Here is a 21,404-nt window from a genome sequence, read left to right on the forward strand (position 1 = left end):
CGAAAGTGCTACTGGTAAATGATTTCCACGCTCTCGGGCGAGAGCCATTCGCGCAGGCCTTCAAGCAGGGGGTCTTCCAGACGAACGCGCCAGTTTTCACCCAGTGGCAACTCTCCTTCGGCGGCGCCATTGCGATAGCGGATGCGGATCGGGCAACCGCCTTCATCGCGGCTGCCGCGATAGCCTCCGAGCAGGTCCAGCAACTGGCGCACGGCGGCTGGGCCACCACCGGCCTTGGCCACCTCACCGTTAATGGACAGGCGCAGCAGCCGGGCATAGCGGCCACGCGCTTCACCCAGCGTGATCAGGCGTTCGGCGATCACGCGGAAGCCGCCGGTGAAGTCATCGTTGGAGACTTTGCCCTCGACGATCAGTACCTCGTCCTGATTGATCTTGCCCTTGCTGGCATCCAGTACTTCGGCATACACGGTCACGTCCAGCGGGGTGCTGCCATCGTCGATGGTGACGAAAGCCACCTTGCCGCGGGCGCCCATCTTGATGCGTAGCCCCGTCACCACGCCGGCCAGCATCTGTGGCTCGCGCTTGGGTTCTATGCGGGAGAGCGGTGTGCGGATGAAACGGCGCACTTCGGGGGCTGCGCTGTTGAAGGGGTGGCCGGAGAGGAAGAAGCCGATGGCGAGTTTCTCTTCCATCAACTGCTGCTTTTCCTTCCAGACACGTGCCTCAATGTATTCAGGCGCTATTTCGGAGGGGCCGTCGCCCATGTCGAAAAGCCCGCCCTGGCCCGCACTGGCGGCGGCCTGGTCGGCGGCTTCCATGGCTACGCCGACGCTGGCCAGCAGCTTGGCGCGATGAGGCTTGCCTTCCTCCGTGAGGGGGGCGATGGTGTCCAGTGCGCCAGCACGCACGAGCGCCTCGACCACGCGGCGGTTGGCTGCGCGGCGGTCGATGCGGGCGCAGAAGTCGAACAGATCCTTGAACGGTCCGCCCTTCTCGCGCGCGGCGAGAATCCCCAGCACGGCCGGCTCGCCGCAGCCTTTCACGGCGCCGAGGCCGTAGCGGATGGTCTTGGCATCCACGGGTTCGAAGCGGTAGTTGGAGTGATTCACGTCCGGCGGCAACACGGTGATCCGGTTGGCGAGCGTGTCTTCGTAGAAAATCTTGACCGTGTCGGTGTTGTCGAGGTCCGACGACATGGTCGCGGCCATGAAGGCCGAGCAGTGGTAAGCCTTGAGCCAGGCCGTGTGGTAGGTCACCACGGCGTAGGCCGCAGTGTGCGACTTGTTGAAGCCGTACTCCGCGAACTTGGTCATCAGATCGAAGAGGTGTTCGGCCAGTGCCGGATCGTAGCCCTTCTTCGCCGCGCCCTCGGCAATCGTGGCGCGGTGCTTGTCCATCTCCTCTTTTTTCTTCTTGCCCATCGCCCGGCGCAGCATGTCCGCGCCGCCCAGCGTGTAACCGCCGATGATCTGCGAGATCTGCATCACCTGTTCCTGATACACGATTACGCCGTAGGTCGGTTCCAGGCAGGCTTTCAGGTCCGGGTGGAAGTAGTCGATCTCCTGTTTGCCCTGTTTGCGCAGGATGAAGTCGTCCACCATCCCTGAGCCCAGCGGACCCGGTCGGTAGAGCGCGAGCACGGCGATGATGTCTTCGAAGCGGTCGGGGCCGAGCTTCTTCAGAAGCTTCTTCATGCCGTCCGATTCCACCTGGAAGATTGCCGTGGTATTGGCATCTTTCAGGATCTGGTAGGCGGCAGGGTCCGAGAAGCCCAGGCTCATCAGGTCCGGGCGCGAGCCGGTGAGCTTTTCGACGTATTTGAGCGCCAGCTCGATAATCGTCAAGTTGCGCAGACCCAGGAAGTCGAACTTCACCAGGCCAATGGCTTCGACGTCGTCCTTATCGAACTGCGACACGGTCACTGCGTCGTCGCCGTCCGCCAGGTAGATCGGGCAGAAATCGGTGATCTTGCCCGGCGCGATCAGCACGCCGCCGGCGTGCATGCCGACGCCGCGGGTCATGCCTTCGAGCGGCAGGGCCAGCTCCCACAGCTCGGAGACGGATTCGCCGTCCGAGCTGTCGTTCATCATTTCATTGATGGCAGGCTCGGCTTCGCGTGCTTCCTCCAGCCCCAGCGGCTTGTTCTGCACCACCGGGATGGCTTTGGACAGGCGATCGCACAGGCCATAGGGCAGGTCCAGCACGCGGCCGACGTCGCGCACTACGGCCTTTGAGGCCATGGTGCCGAAGGTTGCGATCTGCGAGACGGCATCGTGACCGTAGCGCTGGCGCACATAGTCGATGACGCGGTAGCGGTTTTCCTGACAGAAGTCGATGTCGAAGTCAGGCATCGACACCCGCTCGGGGTTCAGGAAGCGCTCGAACAGCAGGGCGTAGGCGGTGGGGTCCAGATCGGTGATCTTCAGGGCGTAAGCCACCAGCGAGCCGGCGCCGGAACCCCGGCCCGGGCCGATCGGCACGCCGTTGTTCTTGCCCCACTGGATGAAGTCCGCCACGATCAGGAAGTAGCCCGGGAAGCCCATCTGCACGATGGTGTCGGTCTCGAACTTGAGGCGGTCGTAATAGCGTGGGCGTTCCCGGTCGCGCGTGGCTTCGTCCGGGTAAAGCTCGAGCAGGCGTTCTTCCAGCCCGCGCTTGGCTTCGAAGACGAGGAAGTCGTCGAGGCTCATGCCGTCCGGGGTGGGGAACTGCGGCAGGTAGTTCTTGCCCAGCACCACTGACAGCGAACAGCGGCGGGCGATCTCGACCGAGTTTTCGAGCGCTTCCGGGATGTCGTGAAAGAGTTCGACCATTTCGGCCTGGCTCTTGAAATATTGCTCTTCGGTGAAGGGCTTGGGCCGGCGGGTATCAGAGAGGACGTAACCCTGGGCGATACACACGCGGGCCTCGTGGGCCTTGAAGTCTTCACGCTTGAGGAACTGCACCGGGTGGGTGGCAACGACCGGCAGGCTGGTTTCGCCGGCCAGATGCAGGGCGGCCTGAACGTAGTTTTCGTTGCCGGCATGGCCCGCGCGCTGCACTTCTATATAGAAGCTGTTCGGGAAGCGTTGCGCCCAGTCCAGCGCCAGTGCTTCGGCGGCTTTCAGGTTGCCGGAGGCGATGGCCGCGGCGATATCACCCTGCTGTGCACCGGAAAGGCAGATCAGGCCCGAGGCGGATTCGGCGGTGAGCCAGTCACGACGGATTTCGGCGCGCCCACGGTGCTTGTTTTCATTGAAGCCACGCGAGAGGATTTCGCACATCTGGCGATAGCCCTCGCGGTGTTTGACCAGCAGCAGCACACGGAAGGGCTTGTCGCGTTCGGTATCGTTGGTGATCCATGCGTCCAGCCCGATGACCGGTTTGATGCCTTTGGCGCGACAGCCCTTGTAGTGCTTGACCATGCCGAACAGGTTGGCCAGATCCGAGATGCCCAGGGCGGGCTGACCATCTTTGGCCGCCGCAGCAATTACATCGTCGATGCGCGTGATGCCGTCCTCGATCGAGAACTCGGTGTGCAGGCGCAGGTGGACGAAGGCGGGGGCGTGGGGGGTGATCTCGGGCATCCGCTGATTTTACCCCGAGGGGGCGGCGCTTCGGCTTGTAAATGCACAGCTCTGAGCGCCGTTCTGGTGAGGCTCCGGGTGTCAGACCTCAGCCTCGGCGCAGGGCCCGCCATTGCTTGAGCAAAGGGGGCAGCACCAGCAGCAGGCCGGCGATGATCAGGATGGTGAGCGAACCGGGGCGGGTGAAGAAGGTGGTGATATCGCCCTGGCTGATGGTCATGGCACGGCGGAAGTGTTTCTCGGCCATCGGCCCCAGGATCAGGCCGACGATCAGTGGCACCACCGGGATCTCGAAGCGTTTCATGGCAAAGCCGAGTACGCCCACCATATATAGAAGCAGCAGATCGAACCAGGATTGGCGCAGCGAATAGGCCCCGAGCGTGGCCAGCACCACGATGCCGCCGTAGAGCAGCGGGCGCGGGATGCGCAGCAACTGTACCCAGATTCCCACCAGCGGCAGGTTGAGCACCAGCAGCATGACATTGCCGATGTAGAGACTGGCGATCAGCCCCCAGACCAGCTCCGGATTGGTATCAAAGAGCAGCGGACCGGGCGTGATGTTGTACTGCTGAAAGGCTGACAACATGATCGCGGCGGTGGCCGAGGTGGGGATGCCGAGCGTTAACAAAGGCACCAGGGTGCCAGTGGCGGCCGCATTGTTGGCCGCCTCGGGGCCAGCCACGCCTTCAATGGCGCCCTTGCCGAATTCCTCCGGGTGGCTGGCGAGTTTCTTTTCGGTGGAATAGGACAGGAAAGTCGGCATTTCGGTGCCGCCGGCCGGGATGGTGCCGAAGGGAAAGCCGATCAGGGTGCCGCGCAGCCAGGGCTTCCAGGAGCGGCGCCAGTCGCCGGCACTCATCCAGATCGAACCCGTGATGCGTTCCAGTCTGGATTTGATGCGGTTCTCGTAGGTCGCGGTGTAGAGGGTTTCGCCGACTGCGAAGAGGCCCATGGCCACCACCACGATATCGATGCCGTCCGTGAGTTCGAGGATGCCGAAGGTGAAGCGGGCCTGGCCGGACTGCTCTTCGATACCGATCATGCCTAGCGCCAGGCCAATGAAGAGCGCCACGAAGCCTTTTTCCGGCATGTCTCCGACGACGGCCGAGACCGCCACGAAGGCCAGCACCATGATCGCGAAATTTTCGGCGGGCCCCAGCTTGAGGGCGAGATCGGCCACGACCGGCGCGAGCAGGGTCAGCAGCACGGTGGCGATGGTGCCGGCCACGAAGGAGCCGATGGCGGCGGTGGATAATGCCGCCCCGCCGCGCCCGGCGTGGGCCATCTTGTTGCCTTCCAATGCACTGATGATGCTGCCGGCTTCGCCCGGGGTGTTGAGCAGGATGGAGGTGGTCGAGCCACCAAACATGGCGCCGTAGTACACGCCGGCAAGCATGATCAGCGCCCCGGTGGGCTCGACTCCGGCGGTTAGCGGCAGCAGCAGGGCTACCGTGGCGGCCGGACCGATGCCGGGCAAGACCCCGATGGCGGTGCCCAGGCTGCAACCGAGAAGTGCCCAGAGCAGGTTACTCAGACTCAGGGCGGTAGCGAATCCGACCGAAAACAGCGCGTTCAGGGATTCCATGTTTACAGCACTCCCGGGATGAAGGCAGGCAGGTTGACGCCCAGGGCGCGGAAGGTATGGAACAGGCCGAGAGCCAAGCCCAGCGAGAGAATCAGATCAAGCGTGCGGCGCGGTGTGTCCAGTGCCCGGCAGATGCCGTAGCACAGCAGCCAGGCCGAGAGGGTGAAGCCAATCAGGCCGATCAAGGCTAGGTGGGCGAGTACGGTGCCGGAAACCAGGGCAAAGCCGCGCCACTCTGCTTCCGGTACGGGCGGCACGCCTTCGTCGCCGGTTTCGTCCGTCGGGCTGGCATGGCCCAACGAGCGGGTGGATTTGAGCAGCAAGGCGCCGCCAGCAATGATCAGCCCCGCCGCGATGAGGCCCGGGAAAAAGTTTGGCCCGACTCTGGCGTAGCCGCCGCCAGTGGGCATCTGGGTGATCTGCAGGGCCATGGCGAGACCGAGCACGATCACGCCAATGGCAAGGTAGGCCTGATGACGGCCGGGCCAGTGGGTCATGGAAAAGCCTCCGGTGGAGCAGGGCTGCCGCCCGGGAGTGGCAGGCCAGCCCTGGGCGGTCGAGATCAGTTCAGCTTGAGGCCACCGATGACGGTTTTGAGGCGCTTCGATTCCGCTTCGACGAAAGCCTTGAAGGGCTCGGCCGGTTGATACAGGTCCAGCCATTCCAGTTTGTCTGCCTTGCTCTTCCAGGCCGGGTCCTTCAGCGCGGCCTCGACCATTGTGACCAGCGCTTTCTTTTGCGCCTCGCTGATGCCGGCGGGGGCAAACACGCCGCGCCAGTTGTACATCACCACATCGATGCCCTGTTCCTTGAAGGTCGGTACCTCGATGTCCGCCTGCTTGGTTTCCGCCGAGAGGCCGATGGCGCGCAGCTTGCCGGCCTTGATCAGATCCACCAGCTCACCATAGCCACTGACATAGGCGGCCAGCTGACTGCCGAGGATGGCCGCCTTGCCCTCACCACCGCCGGCAAAGGCGACGTAATTGACCTTGTCGGCGCTGACCCCGAGCTTTTCACCAATCAGCGCCACCATCACATGATCGACGCTGCCGGCCGAGCCTCCGCCGATTGCCACCGCGCCGGGATTGGCTTTCATGGCTGCAGCCAGATCCTTCATGCTTTTGAAGGGTGAGGCGGCCGGCACCACGATCACGTTGTATTCGCCCATCAGGCGAGCGATCGGTGTGACCATCGAGAGATTGACCGGCGATTTGTTGGCTTCCACTGATGCTGCAGTAACGGCACCAGCCACGATCAAGGAGTGGCCGCTGCCTTTTTCGGTGTTGATGAACTGGGCGAGGCCGATCGCGCCACCCGCTCCGGCCTTGTTTTCTACCGCCACCGATTTGGCTTGGCCGGAGGCCTTCAAGGCGTCGCCGAGGGTGCGGGCAATGGTGTCGAAGCCGCCACCGGGATTGGCGGGGGCCATGATCTTGATGGAATCAACCTGGGCGTGGGCGCTGATGGCGACAAGCGCCAGCAGCCCAGCCATGCGACGGGCAATCTGGATGACGGGCATGATGGTCTCTCTGTATCTGTTATGGGGCAGGTGTGCCGTCGAGGGCACACCCTGGCATTAAGCGGCAGATACGTGATGGATTTGAACTAGGGTTTGCCCGGTCGCAGCGCCCGGCGCGCACGGGGGCCAGACCAGGCACCGGGCTCCGTCACGAGCCGGATCATGGTCCGGTGAAGATGAAAATCCCTGGCCGCTGGGGGCGGGCGGTCATTGCGCCGTCGTACTGCTTTGCGACGGCAGGTATTCAGGAGCGGGCTTGGCGCCTGAAGATGGCCATCTGCTCCAGCACGGTTGGAACGTAGCGTTTTGTTTCGGCGTAGGGTGGGATGCTGTGGCCGTAGCGGATGACGGCATTTTCCCCGGCGTTGAAGGCGGCCAGCACCAGCTTCACGTCGTTGTTGAAGAGCTTGAGCAGATCGCGCAGGTAGCGCGCGCCACCATCAAGATTCTGGCGTGCGTCGTAAGCATTACGCACGCCGTAACGGGCGGCGGTGGCCGGCATTAGCTGGGTCAAACCCATCGCGCCTTTGGGGGAGCGGGCTTTCGGATTGGCGTGGCTTTCGACGGCGACGACGGCTTTGAGCAGGACGGCATCGATGGAATGGGCACTGGCCGCTGCCTCGATATGGCGCACCAGCTCCGCCGGCAGGCTTTTCATCAGGCCTGCACTGGAAGGGATGCCGATGGCCTTCGGGCCGTTGAGATCACGCCAGAGCAGGCGGGCGCGCGGGTCCGAGGGAATGTCCGAGTAATTGTGTACACCGCGCTCATCGATGAAACCGTACACATCGGCGCGCGCGGGGGAGGTGAGGGCGAGCAGAACGAGCAGCAGCGGCTGGGCAAGGGCTGGTTTCATCAGGGGAAATTATGAGTTCAGGACCTCCCGCTGCAAGGCCTCTTCCACACTCAGCAAGGCTGAGCAAAGCTGGGTTGTCAGTGCGGGCAAGGCCGCAGTGTCGCCGGTTTGAGCTGCCTCTTCAAGCGCCACCGCGGCGGCCACGGCGAGCGGCGATCCGAAGTTGCCGACCGCGCTCTTGGCGCAGTGAGCCGTTGCGTGGAGCGCCGCGGCGTCGCCACTGCTGAGGCAGTCTGCCAGCCGCTGGCGCAGGTCCGGCGAATCAAGCATGAACACGGCGGCGATCTCGCGCAGCAGATCTTCGTCGTCGCCGATCTGCTCAAGAACCCAGTGGCGGTTGATTGGGGGGGGCGTGGTAGACATGCGCGTCAGTCCTGGTAAATGTTGTGAATCTCGATGATTTCGTTCCAGCTGGCCAGAAAGAGATCTACACAGCGAGGGTCGAAATGGTTGCCGCGGCCGGCTTCCAGATGGGCACGAGCGCGCTCCAGATCCCATGCCGGCTTATAGGGACGTTCCGAGGTGAGGGCGTCAAAGACATCTGCCACCGCCACGATCCGACCGACGATCGGGATTTCCTCTCTCGCCTTACCCTGTGGATAGCCGCTGCCGTCGTACTTCTCATGGTGGTTCAGGGCAATCTCGGCGGCCATCTGCAGTACGGGGGAGCTGGAGTTCTTGAGGATCTCGTAACCGATCAGCGCATGCTGGCGCATGATTTCCATTTCCTCCGGGCTGAGTTTGCCGGGCTTGAGCAGGATGTGGTCCGGAGTGCCGAGCTTGCCCACATCGTGCATTGGAGCCGCTGACAGGAGTTGGTCGACGAACTCTTCCGGCATGCCCAGCTGGTAACCGATGATCGCCGAGTAGTGCGCCATGCGCAGGATGTGCGAGCCGGTTTCCGGATCGCGGAATTCGGCCGCACGCGCCAGGCGCATGACGGTTTCGCGCTCGCGCAGGTGGATTTCCTCGGTGGCACGCCGCACGGCGATCGATAGTTCATCGGCGCGCAGGCTGGTGGCGGCCATGCTGGCGCGCAATTGCAGCATGTTGCGCACGCGCGGATTGAATTCGTTGCGGTCGATTGGCTTGGTAAGAAAGTCGGTGGCACCGGCTTCGAGTGCGGCATAGCGCACTTCCTTCTCAGCGGCTGCAGTCACCATCAGGATCGGACGATCGCGCAAATCCGGCGTGGCCCGGCAGCGGCGTACGAACTCGAGGCCGTCCAGGCGCGGCATCATGTAGTCGACGATGATCAGGTCCGGGGCATTATCAAGACACCAGGCCAGGCCAAGTTCCGGGTCGGAAAATACGAGACAGTCGTGATCGCCCAGCCTTTTGATGAGGCTCTGCATCACCACTAGATTGACCGGCGTGTCTTCAATGATGGCGATGTTCATGGGGTGGTGATGGCGCAAGCAGGGAGGCTTCCCCTCTCTTATCGGCGCAAGGTGAAAGGGCTTGAGAAACACGCTCTTTGACGAAGGGCGGCTTGCCCGGAAAGCTTGTTGCAGTGCGGCATTGCACGGCACTGTGACATATTTGCCGTGGTCTAGGGTAAACCCTGAAGAAATCGTGGCAGAATTGACTTTGCACAAGTTCAGGGCGGTTCTGCGGGGCTAAGGTTCATCCGTCGCAGGGGTCCAGAAAGGGCGGGTCATGACGATGCAGCATCGGGAATATGCGATGCGGGGCAGCAGCAGCGTCGTGGTTTTTTTTTGCCCTGTGGATAAAAAGTCTTGATGGTAGGATTAATTGGGGTTTGTGCTTATACTAGGCGCGCGCAGTGTGTCCGGGTGCTGCACAGACTCTCTCTAACCGGTAATTTCAACTAGGAGGACGTGATGAGGTTTATTCCCTCTCGTATCGCGGTTGCCGTTGCAGCGGTCGCCGTAGTCGCCGTACCTTCGCTGGCAATGGCCTACCAACAGGCCCCGATGCTGGCGAACAACAAGGCGTTGCCGCCTGTCGATCAGCGCCTGCCCGAGAAGCCCGAGGTTGTTAAGCCTCTGGAGCGTACGGGCCAGTATGGCGGCGTTCTGCGTACCGCCATGCGCGCCAACAACGACCACAACAATATTGTGAAGCTGATCGGTAACCAGTCGCTGGTGCGCTGGGAAGCTACCGGTTTCAACAAGGTTGTGCCGAACCTGGCTGAGAGCTGGGACGTCAATGCTGACGCTACCGTGTATACCTTCAAGCTGCGCAAGGGCACCAAGTGGTCTGACGGTACGCCCTTCACCGCCGACGACATCCTGTTCTCCATGAACGATGTGCTGGCCAACAAGGAATTCCTGAACGCACTGCCGGCCGACTTCCAGCCGGGTGGTGTGGGTGTGCAAGTGACCAAGACCGACGATTTCACCGTCGTCTTCAAGTTTGCCAAGTCCTATCTGCCCTTCCTCGAGAAGCTGGCAACTCCGGTTGCTCAGTACCCGACGATGTATCAGAAGAAGTACTGCAGCCAGTTCCACCCGAAGTACAACGCCAAGGTGGCCGACCAGGCCAAGGCCGAAAACCTGAAGGATTGGGCTGGTCTGCTGCGCAAGTACTGTGGCGACCTGGAAATCCCGTCGCGCTGGAGCAATCCGGCTCGTCCGGTGATGGATCCGTGGGTCATCAAGGATCCGTATTCGGGTTCGGCCACCAAGGTCGTGCTGGAGCGTAACCCCTACTTCTGGCAGGTGGATGACAAGGGCAATCAGCTGCCCTATATCGATCGCGTCCAGTTCCAGGTGATCTCCGAAGTGGAAACCATCCTGCTGGCAGCCATCAACGGCCAGCTGGACTTCCAGATGCGTCACATCTCCTCGATCCAGAACCGTCCGGTGCTGGCCGAGAACGCAGCCAAGGGCGGCTACAAGCTGGTTTCCGGCGCTGGTATCAACGCCAACCAGGGCGGTCTGTGGCTGAACCACTCGACCACCAACGCCAAGCTGCAGAAGCTGATCCGCAACAAGGACTTCCGCATTGCCCTGTCGCACGCCATTGACCGCAAGGAAATCAATGACATCGTGTATCTGGGTCAGGCTCACCCCTGGCAGTCCGGCCCGCAGAAGGCTTCGAAGTTCTACAACGAGAAGCTGGCTACTCAGTATCTGAATCTGGATCTGAAGAAGTCGGAAGAGCTGCTCGACAAGCTGGGCCTCAAGAAGGGCGCTGATGGTTTCCGTACGTATCCTGACGGTGGCCGCGTGTCGATGGGCATGATCGTCATGATCTCGAACGCCTCCCTGATGGAAACCGCCGAGCTGTTGCGCAAGCACTTCTCGAAGGTGGGCATCGAGCTAGTGATCAACTCGTCCGAGCGCTCGCTGTTCTACGATCGTGCCAACACCAACCAGTACGACATCTCGATGGATGTGTTCTCGGGCGGTCTGGATCCGACCTTCAACCCGCGCCCGTGGCTGGCTATTCATCCGCAAGAGTCGCGTATGAGCCTGCAATGGACCAAGTACTATCTGACTGATGGCAAGCAGGGTGAAAAGCCTTCCGCCAGCATGCAGAAGCGCCTGGACCTGTACGAAAAGTGGCAAGGTGCCAAGACCATGGCTGAAGCAGATGGCCTCTTCAAGCAGATCCTTGAAGAAGCAGCCAACGAGTTCGAAGTCATCGGTACCGTGGCTCCGGCTCCCAACGCGGGTGTTCGCAGCGCCAAGCTGTCGAACGTTCCGGTAGCCATGCCTGACGGCTGGACCTGGCCGAACCCGGCTCCGACCCTGCCGGCGACCTGGTCGTTCAACAAGTAATCCTGTTGTAAAAGCTCGGGGGCTCCGGCCCCTGAGCCCCCCTTTCCCGAGGTCTTCTTAGAGAGTCAAGCCGTGCTTAACTACATATTCAAACGCATGCTCTCGGCGATTCCATTCATGTTCATGGTGTCGCTGACGGTATTCCTCCTGATTCAGGCGCCTCCGGGCGACTTCGTCGACAGTTATGCCGCCATGGTGGCCTCCTCTGGCGAAACCCTTTCTCCTGACCAGATGGCTGAACTGCGTCATCGCTTTGGTCTTGATCAACCGATGATCGTCCAGTATTTCCACTGGATCACAGGGGTTGTGACGGGTGACTTTGGCTATTCCTTCGAATGGCAATCCCCCGTTAAGGATCTGGTTGGCGAGCGTATCGGCCTGACCCTCATCCTGTCCCTTTCCGCAATGCTGTTCACCTGGGCCTTGTCCCTGCCGATCGGCATCTACTCCGCCGTCAAGCGTTACTCGATTGGCGACTATGTTTTCACCTTCGTGGGTTTCATCGGTCTGGCAGTGCCCAACTTCCTGCTGGCCCTGGTGATGATGTTCATCGCCCAGAAGTATTACGGCATGGACGTAACCGGCCTGTTCTCCAGTGAGTTCCAGAACGCCCCGTGGTCCTTGGCTCGTGTGGCTGACCTTGGCAAGCACTTGATCATCCCGATGATCATCATGGGTGCAGCATCGGCCGCTGGCCTGATCCGTATCCTGCGTGCCAACCTGATCGACCAGCTGTACATGCCCTATGTTGTGACCGCCCGCTCCAAGGGCCTGTCCGAAACCAAGCTGTTGCTGAAGTATCCGGTGCGCATCGCCCTGAACCCCTTCGTGTCCTCGATCGGCTGGATCCTGCCGAGCCTGGTTTCGGGCGCTGTGATCACCTCCATCGTGCTGAACCTTCAAACCGTTGGCCCGATGCTGTTCCAATCCCTGATGTCTCAGGATATCTACCTCTCCGGCACGATTCTGCTGGTGGTGTGTGCGCTGACCGTGGTCGGCACCCTGATTTCCGACATCCTTCTCGTCATCCTCGATCCGCGTATTAGGTTGGAACAATGAGCGCAGAAAACAAACAAGCAACGACCGTGGCCGCTGCCGCCGCGGCGGAACCGGCGGCCGCAACGGTCAATATGGCCAACCTGCGTGGCGGTATCGAATACGCCTCGCAGTGGGAGCTGATGTGGGCCCGCTTCAAGAAGCACAAAGTGGCTTACTGGAGCATGATGTTCGTGGCCTTCCTGTACGTCGTGGCGGTGTTCGCAGAGTTCCTGTCGCCCTTCGATCCGGAAGATCCGAGCTCGCGCACGGTTTATCAGCCGCCGCAAATGGTCAAGTTCGATGGTTTCAAGCCCTACGTGACCAAGTTCAAGCTGACCCGCGATCCGGAAACCCTGAAGCCGACCTATGTCGATTCCGACGAGAAGACCTACCTGCGCTTCTTCGTGCCCGGTTTCGAGTACAAGATGCTGGGTCTGGTGCCGACCAACCTCCACCTCTTCGGGCCGGCTGAAGCAGGCGAGAAGGTCTTCCTGTTCGGTTCGGACCGCCTGGGTCGCGACATGTTCTCGCGTGTGATCTACGGTGCGCGTTTCACGCTTTCCATGGGTCTGATCGGCGTGATCCTGTCGACCGTGCTGGGTATCGTGCTCGGCGGTATCTCGGGTTACTACGGTGGCAAGATCGACTGGGTGATCCAGCGCGTGGTGGAATTCATCCTGTCGCTGCCGACCATTCCGATCTGGCTGGCGATGGCTGCTGCCATGCCGCGTAACTGGCCGCCGCACCTGGTCTATATCTCGGTGACGGTGATCATCTCGCTGATCGGCTGGACCCACCTCGCACGGGTTGTGCGCGGCAAGTTCCTCGCCATGCGCGGTGAAGTGTTCGTGATCGCTGCCAAGCTGGACGGTTGTTCCGAAGGCCGTGTGATCTTCCGTCACATGCTGCCCTCGATGGCCTCCCACGTGATTGCTGCAGTGACGCTGGCCATCCCGTCGATGATTCTGGCTGAAACGACCCTGTCCTTCCTGGGTCTTGGTCTGCAGCCGCCGGCAATCAGCTGGGGCGTGCTGCTCAAGGACGCACAGAAGATCAGCGTGATCTCGGCTGCTCCCTGGCTGTTCCTGCCTGGCGTGGCAACCGTGCTCGCCGTGCTGGCCATGAACTTCTTCGGTGACGGTCTGCGTGATGCTGCTGACCCGTACTCGCATTAATTCCAGGATTGGTTGATAACGTGAATACTGCAAACCAAACTAGCGACATCATTCTCGACGTTCGCAACCTCCGCACCTACTTCGGTACGGGCGAGAAGGCTGTGAAGGCCGTTGATGACATCAGCTTCAAGATGATGCGCGGCAAGACGCTGTGTATCGTGGGCGAATCGGGTTCGGGCAAGTCGGTGACGGCGCGCTCCATCCTTCAGATTGTTGATCCTCCCGGCAAGATCCAGGGTGGTTCGATGATGTACTACGGCAAGGATCCGAAGGGTGTCGATCTCGCTCAGCTGCACGAGCGCGGCAAGGAAATCCGCTCCATCCGGGGTCATGAAATCTCCATGATCTTCCAGGAACCGATGACCTCGCTGTCGCCGATCCACACCATCGGCAACCAGATCTGCGAAACCATCCTGCTGCACCAGAACGTTGACATGGCCGAAGCTCGCACCCGTGCTATCGAACTGCTGCGCCGCGTGGAGATTCCTAACCCGCAGGTTGCCATCGACAAGTACACCTTCGAGTACTCGGGCGGTATGCGTCAGCGCGCCATGATCGCCATGTCGCTGGCCTGCAACCCGAAGATCCTGATCGCCGATGAGCCGACCACCGCTCTGGATGTGACCACCCAGGCTGAAATCCTGGCGCTGATCAAGGAACTGCAGACCTCCTACGGCATGGCCGTGCTGTTCATTACGCACGATATGGGCGTGGTGGCTGAGATCGCTGACGAAATCGGCGTGATGCAGAACGGCAAGATGCTGGAGTTCGGTTCCGCTGAAGAGATCTTCTACGAAGCCAAGCACCCCTACACGCTGGCCCTGATCGACTCCGTGCGCAAGCTGGAAACGTCGGCCCGTGCCGCTCGCGGTTCGCGTGTGACGGACAAGAAGCTGATGGAAATCCGCAACGTGTCGAAGATTTACCCGGCCCGTTCGAACTTCATGGGCAAGCCGAACCCCCCGTTCAAGGCTCTGGACAACGTCTCGCTGGACGTGTTCGAAGGCGAGAACCTGGGTATCGTGGGCGAATCCGGCTCCGGCAAGACCACCCTGGGCAACTGCGTGATCCGCGTGCTGTCCTGCTCCGGCGGTGAAGTGCTGTTCCGCATGGCTGATGGCCGCATCGCCGATCTGGCCAAGGCTGGTACGCATGAGCTGCGCCAGGTCCACCGTGAAATCCGCATGGTGTTCCAGGATCCGTTCGCTTCGCTGAACCCCCGCATGACGATCGGCCAGATCGTTGGTGAGCCGTTGCTGGTGGCCGGCACCCATACGGGTGAAGCGCTGCGCAAGCGTACCGAAGAGCTGCTGGCCATGGTCGGTATGCCGGCCGGCGCGATGGAACGTTACCCGCACGCCTTCTCGGGTGGTCAGCGTCAGCGTATCGGTATCGCCCGCGCACTGGCTCTGAGTCCGCGTCTGATCATCGCCGACGAAGCAACCTCGGCGCTGGACGTGACCCTGCGCTCGCAAGTGCTGGATCTGCTGCTGGATCTGCAAGACACGCTGAACCTCTCGTTCATCCTGGTCTCGCACGATATCGGCGTGATCCGTTACTTCTGCGACCGCGTGGCCGTGATGTACAAGGGGCAGGTGGTGGAACATGGTCCGGCAGAGAAGATCTGCTCGAACCCGGATCACCCCTACACCAAGGCGTTGATCTCCGCCGTGCCGGGTACCCACCCGCGCGACAAGCGCATCGTGAATCGTCACCGCTACGATGCCGCTGCTGCCGGCATCCAGCTGTCCGGCTCCTGATTCGCGCCGTATTCGGCAAACAGAAAGCCACCTTCGGGTGGCTTTTTTTCGTCTGGGGGATGGCGATTTGATGTTCGGTGTCACGCCTCCGAGCCCTGAGCCGCAGGCAAGAAAAAAGCCGGCATTAGCCGGCTTTGGGGCGGGCGTTCAGCTTTTCAGTCGCCAGACTCACTGCGGGTGACGCGCAGGATCTCGTCCACGGCCGTGTAGCCCGCGCGGACCCTCGCAAAACCGTCTTCACGCAGGCTCTGCATGCCATGCGCGGCAGAGTGACTGCGCAGGGTTTGCTCGTTGGCGCCGTCGTGAATCAGGCTGCGCGTGTTCTCGTCGAAAACCATCAGCTCATAGATGCCGCCGCGACCCTTGTAGCCAGTCTGGGCACAAGCCTCACAGCCACAGGCACGGTAGATAAGGTGCTCGGGGCCGATGCCGAGAAGCTTTTGCTCGGCCGCATCAGGCTCGTAGGCTACCCGACAAGCCGGACACAGACGGCGGACGAGGCGTTGCGCGAGCACCCCGATACTGGATGAGGCCAGCAGGAAGGGTTCGACGCCCATGTCTACCAGACGGGTCATCGCGCTTGGCGCGTCGTTGGTGTGCAGGGTGGCCAGCACCAGGTGGCCGGTGAGCGAGGCCTGCACGGCGATCTGGGCGGTTTCGAGGTCGCGGATTTCGCCGATCAGGATCACGTCCGGATCCTGCCGCAGGATGGCCCGCAGCGCACGCGCGAAACTCATCTCGATGCGCGAGTTGATCTGGGTCTGACCGATGCCGTCGAGTTCGTACTCGATCGGATCTTCGACCGTCATGATGTTCAGCTCGCGCGCATCCATCTGCGCCAGTGCCGCGTACAGTGTGGTGGTCTTGCCCGAGCCGGTGGGGCCGGTGACCAGCAGGATGCCGTGCGGTTGGGCAAGCAGGCCCTGCAGACGGGTGAGCGTTTGCGGCGGCATGCCCAGGCTGTCCAGATCCAGCCGGTTGGCGGATTTGTCGAGCAGGCGCAGCACTACGCGTTCGCCGTGGGCGGTGGGTAGCGTCGACACTCGCACATCCACCGGCCGGCCGGCCAAGCGCAGGGTGATGCGGCCATCCTGCGGCAGGCGTTTCTCGGCGATGTCCAGACCGCCCATGATCTTGATCCGCGACACGATGGCCGCATGCAGGCCACGCTGCGGTTCGATCACGTCGCGCAATGCGCCGTCGATACGGAAACGCACCGTGGCGCGGGATTCGAAGAGCTCGAAGTGGATATCGGAGGCGCCTTCGCGCAGGGCCTCGGTGAGCAGGGCATTGATCAGGCGGATGACCGGGGCATTCTCCTCGGCTTCAAGCAGATCCTGCGTCTCGGGCATTTCCTCGAGCAGGCTGGAGAGGTCGACCGAGTCAGCAATGTCCTCCACCATGCGCGAGGCCCGCGTGCCACCCTGATTGAATGCTTCACTCAGGCGTTGCTGGAAGCGTTCCACCGGGAGCACTTCAAGCGCCAGCGGGCGTCCCGCGACACGCTGCAGTTCGGCCAGCATGCCGAAGTCGCCGCCTTCACGGAAGCACACCGGTAACTGGCCATCCTCATTCGGGTCGCCATCAAACAGCCCGTATTCGCGGGCATGGGCAAAACTGATCAGGCGCTCGCTCATGGTGCTTTGGGCGCCTCGGCGGGAGCGCTGGGGGCTGCCTGGAGTGCTTCGCTGGCGGGGGCCGGAATGTTTGTGGCCGGCACTGTGCGGTCCGGATCGAGCCCTTTGCCCTTGACGAGGCTGTCGCGCTCTGGCAACTGGGTGTTCGGGAAATTCGGCAGTACCCAGCTGCTTTCCGGGCTGTACTCAGCCTGGCGCGCGCGCAGATAGGCGTAGCGTTCGTTGGCAAGGTTGTTGTTGGCCGTGCTGTCACGCAGGATCACCGGACGCAGGAAGACCATCAGGTTGACCTTCTGACGCTCGCGGGTGCGGTAGCGGAACAGATTGCCCAGGTAGGGAATGTCCATGAGGATCGGGATGCCGTTGTCCGTGGTGGACTGACGGTCATCGATCAGACCGCCGAGTACGACGATCTGGCCATCATCGACGAGCACCTTGGTCTCGATGGTGCGCACCTTGGTGGCAATGCCGGTGCCGCTGGTATTCACCGATGTATCGATGCTGGAGACTTCCTGAGCCACGTTCAGGGTAATTGCGCCGGCTTCGGAGATCTGCGGCTTGATCTTGAGCTTGATACCGATGTCACGCCGCTCCACGGTGGTGAAGGGGTTCTGGTTGGAGCCGGTGGAGGATTGGGTGCCGGTGATGATCGGGATGTTCTGGCCGACCACGATGCGCGCTTCTTCGTTGTCCAGGGTCTGCAGGTTCGGCGTGGACAGCACATTGCCGTCGCCGGACTTCTGGATCGCAGTGGCCAGCAGGCCCAGGGTGGCGGTACCGTTGGTTGGGTCGCCGTTGAACACGCCGATGTTGACGCCTTCCGGAACGGTGGCGCTGCCGGCAATGAGGCCATTGGCGATGGTTGCAATGCTGTTGGCCCCCCCCGAGATCGAGGAGATCAGTCCCCCGGTCAGGTTGTTGTTGCCGCCGGCGACCATCCACTGGAAGCCAAATTCGCCGGTCTTGGAAACATTCACCTCGGCAATCATGGCTTCGACGTAAACCTGGGCGCGGCGCACATCGAGCTTCTCGATGATGGCGCGGATGTCGCGGTAGATCTTGTCCGGCGCGGTAATGATCAGGGAGTTGGTGACCGCGTCGGCCTGGATCATCACGTTCACACCGTCGATCTTGACCGAGGTGGCCGTGTTGCCGGTGCTCTGGCCGCTTTGCACGCCTGAAGACGCGGCGGTGGTCGAGGCGCTGCTGCCTGTGCTGCTGCCACTGCTGCCCGAGGAGCCGCCGCCTGAGAGACTGGAGTTGGTGCTGCCGCTGTCCTGCCCGGTCAGGATGCCGCGCAGGGTGGTGGCCAGGCGCGTGGCTTCGGCATTGCGCAGGTAGATCACGTTCATGCTGCTGCCGGTGGCGCCCGGCTGGTCGAGCATCTCCACGATGCGCTTGAGCTGCTCGGTGTGGGCAGAGCTGTCGCTGCGCACGATGAGCTGGCTGCTGCGGGTGTCGGTAATCAGCAGCACGCGCTTGACCCCATCGGGCACCGGCACCGGTGCTGCGGTGCCTTGCAGCACCACTTCCGGCATCAGGCGAGCGAGGTTCTGGGCTACGTCCTGCACCGAAGCGTGCTTGACCGGGATCTGGAATACGTTGGTGCCCGAGGGCTGATCCAGGTGTTCCAGCAAACGATTGATGCGCGAGAGATTTTCGGCGTAGTCGTTGATCACCAGCACGTTGCCGGCCTGGTAGGCGGCGATTACGCTGTTGTTGCCAAGCATCGGGCGTAGCACCTGGGCGAGTTGGGTGGCCGATTCGTAACGTAGCGGATAGACCTGGGTCACAAAGCGGTCGCCCGTCGGGATCGCGCCCTTGCCGACGATCTGGCTGCCGTGCTGCTTGGCATCCCCCTCGGCGAGCACCTTCACTACCGTGCCGTTGTCGATCAGGGTGATGCCCTGCTGGCGCAGCGCGCTCTGCACGATAGGTAGCACCAGATTGCGATCTACCGGCTGGTTGGAAACGATATTCACCGTGCCCTTGAGCTTGGGATCAATCACGAAGCTCTTGCCGGTGATGACGGTGACGGCCTTGAGCGTGGCTTCCAGATCGGAGTTGACGAAGTTGAGCGTCACCCGCTCGTCTGCCGCATGGGCCGACAAGGCAAAACACAGCAGGGTGGCGGCGGCGATGGTTTTGATTTTCATGGCTGGATTTTGTACTGGAGATGCACGGGCTTGCCGTCCCGCAGGATCTGCAGATCGACGTCCTGGGTCTGGCTGAAGTAGTGATAGACGAGGGAGATGTCGGCAAGCTGCCCGATCTCGCGCTCGTTGATCTGACGGATGATGTCGCCATCGCGCAGATTAAGGATCTGGGCGAGGGGCTGTTCGGCCGCGGCGGTGATGCGGATGCCGCCATCCGGGAAGGCTGCAAGGCCCTTGTCCCAGGCGCCGAGATTGCCGCTCTGGGCGATCGAGGCGAGGCGCCCACGCGACACGCTGGTGGCCGGGCTGGGTTTGGCGGGGGCACTGGCTGCTGGCTTCACCGGCACTACGGCAGGCGGTGCTGCCGGGGCCGGGCTGAGCAGGTTGCCGACCGTGGCGGTGGCGCCGGGCGGGAAGGCAAGTTCGTTGCGTACGCCGGCTTGCTCGAAGATGGCGCGATCGGCCTGTACTTCGACCAGGCGCAGGCCCGGCCTGGCTTCTTTGCCGGCTTGCACGGCGACCGGACTGGCCTCTATGCCACCGATCAGAGCCACGCCGTTGTGCCCGGCGATGACGGCGATCAGCTGCAGGCTGGCCAGCGGGCTGACCGGGGCGGCTTCCTGGGCTTGCTCGAACCAGCGCAGAAGGGCGCGACGGCCGCTGGCACCGTCTTCCGTCGGCGGCGCGGCGAGACTCAGGGCGGGCTCATTGCTGCGCCAGCCAAGCAGGGTCGCCAGCAGGCTGGAGAGCGCCCAGCACAAGAGCAGGAAGGTCAGGGCCATGAGCGCGCGCTGGAGGAAGCGGGCGTCGGGGCGCCAGCGCAAGGCGGGCCGATGGAGTCGGAAAGGGAGTCTGATATTCACGGCGAAAATTTAGCGGTTTCCGGGCTGCAAGGATATGGGTTCGGTCACAAAGTCTTCAGGACTGGCTCAGACTGCTGCGTCGCATCCACAGCATGCTGGGCGTGTCCTTGCCGTTGCGCTGGACGAGGGCTTCAAAGCCCATGTGCATCTCGTTGAACCAGGCATCGATATAGATCATGAAATAGCGGCTCTGAACGTCCACGGCCTGGCGGTCGAGCTTGCTGCGCAGGCTCTCCGGCAGGGCCTTGGTGAAGTCTTCGATGCTCAGGTAGGGGTTACCAGTGCGGCGGGCGACGAGGCTGGAGGCGTCTCCCGAGCTCAGGCCCTCGATACTGGCCTGGAGCGCCTCAGCACTGGCGAAGTTCACATTCACCGGCGTTTTCTCCGGCAGGATCACCAGACGGGTTTTGAGCGTTTCGGCCTTGTCGGCCGAGAGCGCTGCGAGGCGCAGCAATTCGCTGAGTTCAGGGGTGCTGTTGGGTTCGCGTTTGCGCAGGGCGACGAACTGGGTCAGCAAGCTGGCCAGATCACGCGTGCTCACGCTGAGGGCGCTGGCGGCGCGCTGCAACTTGGGGTCGTCTTCCTTCACCGCCGTATTGGTAGCGGGTAGCAGATTGCTGAGGTTGAGCTTGCCCTGCATCTCGGCAATCCGCCCGCCAACCCGGCCTTCTTCCACGGCCACCGGTGGGATCGGGATGGTCCATGGCTCGAGCAGGTGATCGACCTGGTTGTTGCGAGCGTCATCGCGCAGCGTCAGGCGTGTCATGTTGATGGCGGCAATGGCGACACCCTGGGCCATGCTGAAGTTGTTGCGATTCTCGATCTGGCGCATCCACAGTTGCTGGCGCGCAGTGAACAGCAAGGCCATTGCGGCGACGATGGCCACCACCAGCAGCGAGACGATCAGCGCGACGCCGCGCTGGGCGTGCGGAGCAGGGCGGCCGGCGTTCATGGCAGGTAGTAGGTGCGGGCAAATTCGCCGCGCCCTTCAAGGGTGAGGTGCAGGCGCAGACCTCGTGGACGAGTCATGTCGGCGAGGTCTTCGGTCGGCCATTTCTTGTGGCTGGCATTGCTGCGATCGATGAACTCCAGCGAACAGGCGCTCACGCCTTCGAGCAGCAGATTAGGCTTCTGCTCGCTGGCGGCCGGCTGGGAGGCTGCTGCGGAATAGGCGAAGACGGGGAACTCCAGCTCCAGGCGACCCTTGGTGAGGCGATAGCGGGCATGGATAGGTTCCTGGTCGGCGCCGAAGCGCAGCAGATCGAGCTGACAGGATTCGCCGGAGTCCGACATCTGGCCCTGCACCGGCGAGCGAACCCGCCCATCGGTGTCAGTCCAGCTGCGTGGCGCGATCTGGGTGAGATCCATGTTGAGGCGCTCGAACACCATTTCCAGCTCGCGCCAGCCGCGCATTTCAGCATCCAGGCGGGCTTTCGAGGTGGTCATCAGATCCAGCCCGCGCCAGGCGAGCAGGCTCACGATGGCGAATACGGCCAGCGCGACCATGACTTCGATAAGCGTAAAACCGCGGTTGCGCAT

Annotated in this window: 16 protein-coding genes; 4 read left to right on the forward strand and 12 right to left on the reverse strand. The window is 62.2% G+C overall.

Going from position 1 to position 21,404, the window contains the following annotated elements:
- Positions 1-8 precede the first annotated feature (8 nt).
- The 7 genes from dnaE to HJ583_RS03500 all read right to left on the reverse strand — a co-directional run bounded on the left by dnaE (position 9) and on the right by HJ583_RS03500 (position 8,887).
- Positions 9-3,527 carry a DNA polymerase III subunit alpha gene (gene dnaE, locus HJ583_RS03470; protein WP_170020519.1) on the reverse strand — a complete coding sequence of 1,173 codons (3,519 nt, stop codon included), beginning with the start codon at positions 3,525-3,527 and terminating at the stop codon, positions 9-11.
- An 88-nt stretch (positions 3,528-3,615) separates the two neighbouring features.
- Entirely contained in the window at positions 3,616-5,112 is a 1,497-nt protein-coding gene (locus HJ583_RS03475) for a tripartite tricarboxylate transporter permease (RefSeq protein WP_170020521.1), read from the reverse strand.
- 2 nt (positions 5,113-5,114) lie between these two features.
- Complete coding sequence (locus tag HJ583_RS03480; protein WP_170020523.1) at positions 5,115-5,609, reverse strand: tripartite tricarboxylate transporter TctB family protein; 495 nt, start codon at positions 5,607-5,609, stop codon at positions 5,115-5,117.
- Between the two features lie 65 nt (positions 5,610-5,674).
- Positions 5,675-6,631: a Bug family tripartite tricarboxylate transporter substrate binding protein gene (locus tag HJ583_RS03485; protein WP_217423248.1), complete on the reverse strand. Its 957-nt coding sequence runs from the start codon at positions 6,629-6,631 to the stop codon at positions 5,675-5,677.
- Positions 6,632-6,875: 244 nt separating this feature from the next.
- On the reverse strand, positions 6,876-7,487 hold the full coding sequence (locus HJ583_RS03490; protein WP_170020525.1) for a lytic transglycosylase domain-containing protein: 612 nt from the start codon (positions 7,485-7,487) through the stop codon (positions 6,876-6,878).
- Positions 7,488-7,496: 9 nt separating this feature from the next.
- On the reverse strand, positions 7,497-7,850 hold the full coding sequence (locus HJ583_RS03495; protein WP_170020527.1) for an Hpt domain-containing protein: 354 nt from the start codon (positions 7,848-7,850) through the stop codon (positions 7,497-7,499).
- 5 nt (positions 7,851-7,855) lie between these two features.
- Positions 7,856-8,887, reverse strand: a complete 1,032-nt coding sequence (locus HJ583_RS03500; RefSeq protein WP_170020529.1) for an HD-GYP domain-containing protein — start codon at positions 8,885-8,887, stop codon at positions 7,856-7,858.
- A gap of 444 nt (positions 8,888-9,331) precedes the next feature.
- On the opposite strand from HJ583_RS03500, the gene HJ583_RS03505 reads away from it, so the two are divergent.
- The 4 genes from HJ583_RS03505 to HJ583_RS03520 all read left to right on the forward strand — a co-directional run bounded on the left by HJ583_RS03505 (position 9,332) and on the right by HJ583_RS03520 (position 15,209).
- Complete coding sequence (locus HJ583_RS03505) at positions 9,332-11,236, forward strand: ABC transporter substrate-binding protein (protein ID WP_170020531.1); 1,905 nt, start codon at positions 9,332-9,334, stop codon at positions 11,234-11,236.
- 72 nt (positions 11,237-11,308) lie between these two features.
- Entirely contained in the window at positions 11,309-12,295 is a 987-nt protein-coding gene (locus HJ583_RS03510) for an ABC transporter permease (RefSeq protein ID WP_170020533.1), read from the forward strand.
- The gene (locus HJ583_RS03515; RefSeq protein WP_217423250.1) at positions 12,292-13,449 is read left to right on the forward strand and encodes an ABC transporter permease; all 1,158 of its coding nucleotides are present in this window, start codon (positions 12,292-12,294) and stop codon (positions 13,447-13,449) included. The genes HJ583_RS03510 and HJ583_RS03515 overlap by 4 nt, the downstream gene beginning before the upstream one ends.
- A 20-nt stretch (positions 13,450-13,469) precedes the next feature.
- A complete protein-coding gene (locus HJ583_RS03520; protein ID WP_254048199.1) occupies positions 13,470-15,209 on the forward strand; it encodes a dipeptide ABC transporter ATP-binding protein in 1,740 nt (579 codons plus the stop codon).
- Positions 15,210-15,364: 155 nt separating this feature from the next.
- On the opposite strand, the gene gspE is transcribed toward HJ583_RS03520, so the two are convergent.
- The 5 genes from gspE to gspJ form a co-directional block, all read right to left on the reverse strand.
- Complete coding sequence (gspE, locus tag HJ583_RS03525) at positions 15,365-16,846, reverse strand: type II secretion system ATPase GspE (RefSeq protein ID WP_170020537.1); 1,482 nt, start codon at positions 16,844-16,846, stop codon at positions 15,365-15,367.
- Entirely contained in the window at positions 16,843-19,002 is a 2,160-nt protein-coding gene (gspD, locus tag HJ583_RS03530) for a type II secretion system secretin GspD (protein ID WP_170020539.1), read from the reverse strand. The genes gspE and gspD overlap by 4 nt, the downstream gene beginning before the upstream one ends.
- Positions 18,999-19,784 (reverse strand): PDZ domain-containing protein, encoded by a 786-nt coding sequence (locus HJ583_RS03535; protein ID WP_170020541.1) that lies wholly within the window; start codon positions 19,782-19,784, stop codon positions 18,999-19,001. Before HJ583_RS03535 ends, gspD begins: the two co-directional genes overlap by 4 nt.
- A gap of 136 nt (positions 19,785-19,920) precedes the next feature.
- On the reverse strand, positions 19,921-20,817 hold the full coding sequence (gspK, locus tag HJ583_RS03540; RefSeq protein ID WP_170020543.1) for a type II secretion system minor pseudopilin GspK: 897 nt from the start codon (positions 20,815-20,817) through the stop codon (positions 19,921-19,923).
- Entirely contained in the window at positions 20,814-21,404 is a 591-nt protein-coding gene (gene gspJ, locus HJ583_RS03545; protein ID WP_101941501.1) for a type II secretion system minor pseudopilin GspJ, read from the reverse strand. Before gspJ ends, gspK begins: the two co-directional genes overlap by 4 nt.

It is taken from the genome of Uliginosibacterium aquaticum (assembly GCF_012972705.2).
GTDB lineage: Bacteria > Pseudomonadota > Gammaproteobacteria > Burkholderiales > Rhodocyclaceae > Uliginosibacterium > Uliginosibacterium aquaticum.